The following is a 4,024-nucleotide window of genomic DNA, read 5'->3' as shown; positions in this document are numbered from 1 at the left end:
CCGGGGGTGCAAATACCCCAGAGAAAATGATCATATAGAAAAGGTATCTAGAGTTCATACCGCTATTCATAGCAATAGCTGAGCTTGGAAAATTTAGGTAGCCAAACATCTTTGTAGCCGAAAAACCGTCTCGAAAAACGGGGAAGTGTGTTGGGGTTGAGGCTTCATAATATCATACTATGAAGCCTGGATCCTGGTACTTCGCCTAGGACAACTCTTTTAGTAGCTTGTTTATGTCATCTCCATAACGTTTCTTTAGTTCTTCTGTTAGTTTTTTTATCTTCTTCTCTATGAGCCCAAAGATATCTATTTCCTCGCTGACAGATCTCATGAGGTCTATAGCACGTTCATAGTAGCCTGGGTCGCCTAAGAACTCCCTAAATATATCCCTCCCTACGAGGAGGTATTTCCTCGGGTCTAGACCCCACGCCCTTAGCGTAGATTCTGCGACGGTAAATGCGCGTTTGCCATAGGTTAGTACTAGGTAGGGCTTGTAGCCTTCCTTCTCCGCCTCCTTTGCGTGCTGTATAAACCTCTCTACAATATCTTTATTGAGGTCAGCAGGGCCGGACTTTACTGAGAGGACTACCCCCTTGTACTTCTTCCCATCCCTCTCAAGCTCTCCCGGTATGATGATGTCCCACCAACATATTGACGGCCTCCTCCCTCCACGCTCTAGACACCTAGGATCAGCGTCCTTGCCGCTTTTACCCCCGAGGAGATCTCTTAAGAAGGCCTCTATCACGTTACCGAAGCTCGTACCTAAAGACCTCTCTACACGCCTATAGACAAAGAGCTCAACCGCCTCTTCAATAGTGCCTATGCCGAGGGCAGCGGTCATGTAGGGGTTCAGGCCCCCTTCCTCTATGAGATCCTCAGAGCTTATACCCTCAATGAGTTCTTTAGCACGCTTAACGAACTCGCGGATATGCCTTAGTGCAACTTCTTCTCGGCTTATTCTACTCAGCACTAGTAGCACCTGTTACTAATTTACTGTGTAGTGATATTCTCTTATGGGTAATAAGGTTTATTAGGTAGTACTTGTAAAAGTACATGTAGGGGTGCATGTAAGATGGCAAGACTGCTGGGTAAGTCTAGGGTTTGGGGTAGGGGCTACACCACTATCCCGGTCACCGTGAGGAGAGTCCTAGGTGTGGGGGGAGGCGATGAGCTGGAGTGGTACTTGACCGACGATGGTAGAGTACTCGTCAAAAAGCATGGGGATCTGGTGCGGGGTGGGGGAGGCGATAGCTAGGCTACTTTACTATGACAGCCTAAAGCTACGTGCATGGTCATTCATGGGGAGGTTCGACGGGAGAGCCGGGTTCGGCCTGGGCGATGCTAGGGCATACCTCTCAGCACTAGTGGACATAACAATACTCGAACAAAACGTGGACTACGTCACGGCCCTAGCCGAGGCCCTGGAGCATGCTGAAGCGCTGTACAGATCTAGGGGCTATGCAGGGGTTGTAGACGACTACAGGCTTACCTATAAGAGATGGCTTGAGCTCGACCGCAGTAAGCTGGCCACAGACAAGTACCTATCAGTTATACCGCAGCTGGGAGCCAAGGAGGACAAGGTCGAGGGGGAGCTGACTGTCATATCGCTGTTCACCGGTGCCTACGGCCTCGACCTGGGGTTCGAGCTGGCGGGGTTCCGGGTCGCGGTGGCACTGGACATATCCGAGGAATCGTATATGAACCTCAGGGCGAACAGGCCCAAGATACCTTTCCTACTGGGCGACATCAAGGGGTTCTCCACGGCGGACATACTCAAGGAGGCGGGGCTCAGGCCCGGTGAGGTGGACATCATCACCGGTGGCCCCCCCTGTCAGCCCTTCAGCCCCGCGGGTAAGAGGCAGTCACTGAAAGACCCCCGCGCGGCACCGCTCATGGACTTCATAAGGGTAGTCAGGGAGGCGAGGCCGAAGGTGTTCGTGATGGAGGAAGTTCCCGGGATCCTCAGCGCCAGGGTAAGGCATGTCCCGATAAGGGAGCGCGGTAAGAGACCCCTCACACCGGATGAGGAGCCCGGCTCCGCCTGGCGGGTGGTGCTAGAAGAGCTCGGAAAGACTGGCTATAGGGTGGCGTGGAAGGTGCTCAACGCCGCAGACTATGGGACACCACAAGTCCGCGAGAGGGTTATAATCATTGGTGTAAGACCCGACCTCAAGAGACTACCCGCATTCCCTGAGCCTACACACTCGAAGGAGCCGGCAGTTCTTTTCGGGGTGCTGAGACCGTGGCTAACGATCGCCGAGGCCCTGGTAGGTATAAGAGATCACGCTGGGTTCACCCCCCTACCGCCTAAGTACGCCAGGTACATCGGGTATGTCCCCCCTGGGGGTAACTGGAGGCAGATACCTGACGAGCTCAAGTCCGAGGCCATGAACGCTGCGTACCACGCTAGTGGGGGGAGGATGGGGTTCTACAGAAGGCTCACCTGGTTCGAGCCCTCACCCACGCTGGTAACGTCGCCCACCATGAAGGCCACCATGATGATTCACCCGTGGGAGGACAGGCCACTAAGTGTCAGGGAGTACCTGAGGCTACAGGGGTTCCCCGACGACTGGAGGGTAGTAGTGTCTGTCCAGAGTGCGTACAGGCTCTTCGGCGAGGCTGTCCCCGTGCCCCTGGCCAGGGCGATCGCTGGTGCTATAAGGGATAGGATACTCACTAACCCCCCGTGAAGAGCGGGGGCTCCCGCACTTACTGGGGCGCTCTCCACGGTTCAAGGGCACTGCGGGTGCGGCACATAGGCACCAATCCCCTGTTTAACGACAATATTTATATAGGTACTTCCTAGCACAGAGGGAGGCTAGTGGGGCAAAAGCCGATGGACAGAAGTGAAGACTTAACCCACCAATCAGTGCCCGTGGGCTGCACTACTATTGACTGGGGCAGGGTCGCCGGGGAAGTCAGGAGGAGGGTGATCGAGTGGGAGAAGAGGAACTGGGTGCCCTATCCGTGGAGAGTGGACAGAACGCCGTACAAGGTGTTGATAGCGGAGCTCCTGCTAAAGAGAACCACCCGGCAGGCCGTTGCTAGGGAGTTCCCCAGGTTCATAGAGAGGTTTCCGGACTTCTACGCCATCCACAGGGCTCCAATAGGGGAGGTTGAGGAGGCGCTCAGACACCTGGGTCTCTATAGGCAACGCGCGAGGCACCTCAAGCAACTGGCCGAGATCATAATCAGGAGGTACGGGGGTAGGGTACCCGACAGATGGGAAGACCTGGTAGACCTCCCGGGCATCGGTGTGTACATAGCTGGTGCTGTCCTCAGCTTCGGCTACGGCAAGAGAGCCCCAGTACTGGACTCGAATGTGATGAGGCTCCTGACAAGGCTAACCGGTATGAGATCTAGGAGGCATGAGGACTACCTCAGGGTTCTGTGGGAGCTGGTGCCCGATGAGGAGCACGAGTACTTCAACTACGGGCTTATAGATCTGGGGGCGCTAGTGTGCCACTACAGGCAGCCTAGGTGCGGGGTCTGCCCATTAAAGGACTTCTGCGTATACTACCAAGGAGGCTGTAAATAGGGGTGCCCGGGAGCCCAGGATAAAGTGTTCTTACATTGAAGGGACTCTGGTCTCATTAGGCTTTTACCTCCTCACCTCGCCACCCCCTGTCTGCCCCCGCCGCCTGCAGAACTATCTTCTCCGGAGACATGGGGCCTCATAGGCTGACCCCAACAACTGCTCAGAGAGTCCACGGTGTCAGCCTTAAACAATAGCCGTGGAGCCTATAGGCACTGAGCAATAGAAAACAATATCAAGCAATATGAACAGATATAAAGAGAGATGCAGGTTCCTAAAGGCCCTGGAAGACTATTTAACTCAAGGATAAACCCAACAACAGGGCTACCAAAAGGGAGGACACAAACAGAGCATCTACTGGTGACGATGAGAAGAAGATAGCCTTAACCAGGACGGGTGCTTAAACTAGATAGAATATTCTCCGAGAGAACATCAGATCTCATGGCCAGACTATCAGTTATATTAGTTATGTTAATTGGAGTTTACTCT

The 4,024-nt window shown here is 54.0% G+C and carries 4 protein-coding genes; 3 read left to right on the top strand and 1 reads right to left on the bottom strand.

The features are described 5' to 3' along the window. Positions 1 to 205: 205 nt before the first annotated feature. Complete coding sequence (locus tag ACP5KC_RS09225; RefSeq protein ID WP_428287353.1) at positions 206 to 970, bottom strand: PmeII family type II restriction endonuclease; 765 nt, start codon at positions 968 to 970, stop codon at positions 206 to 208. 102 nt (positions 971 to 1,072) lie between these two features. Here ACP5KC_RS09225 and ACP5KC_RS09220 point away from each other — a divergent pair, with 102 nt between their 5' ends. The 3 genes from ACP5KC_RS09220 (at position 1,073) to ACP5KC_RS09210 (ending at position 3,538) form a co-directional block, all read left to right on the top strand. Further along, positions 1,073 to 1,255: an AbrB/MazE/SpoVT family DNA-binding domain-containing protein gene (locus tag ACP5KC_RS09220; RefSeq protein ID WP_428287352.1), complete on the top strand. Its 183-nt coding sequence runs from the start codon at positions 1,073 to 1,075 to the stop codon at positions 1,253 to 1,255. Beyond that, positions 1,236 to 2,690 (top strand): DNA cytosine methyltransferase, encoded by a 1,455-nt coding sequence (locus tag ACP5KC_RS09215; protein ID WP_428287351.1) that lies wholly within the window; start codon positions 1,236 to 1,238, stop codon positions 2,688 to 2,690. Before ACP5KC_RS09220 ends, ACP5KC_RS09215 begins: the two co-directional genes overlap by 20 nt. Positions 2,691 to 2,974: 284 nt before the next feature. Next, positions 2,975 to 3,538, top strand: a complete 564-nt coding sequence (locus ACP5KC_RS09210) for an A/G-specific adenine glycosylase (protein WP_428287350.1) — start codon at positions 2,975 to 2,977, stop codon at positions 3,536 to 3,538. Positions 3,539 to 4,024 lie beyond the last annotated feature (486 nt).

The organism is Infirmifilum sp. (assembly GCF_049970975.1).
GTDB lineage: Archaea > Thermoproteota > Thermoprotei > Thermofilales > Thermofilaceae > Thermofilum > Thermofilum uzonense.
Note: the sequence above shows the minus strand (reverse complement) of the source record. Positions and strands in the feature narration are given on the sequence as shown.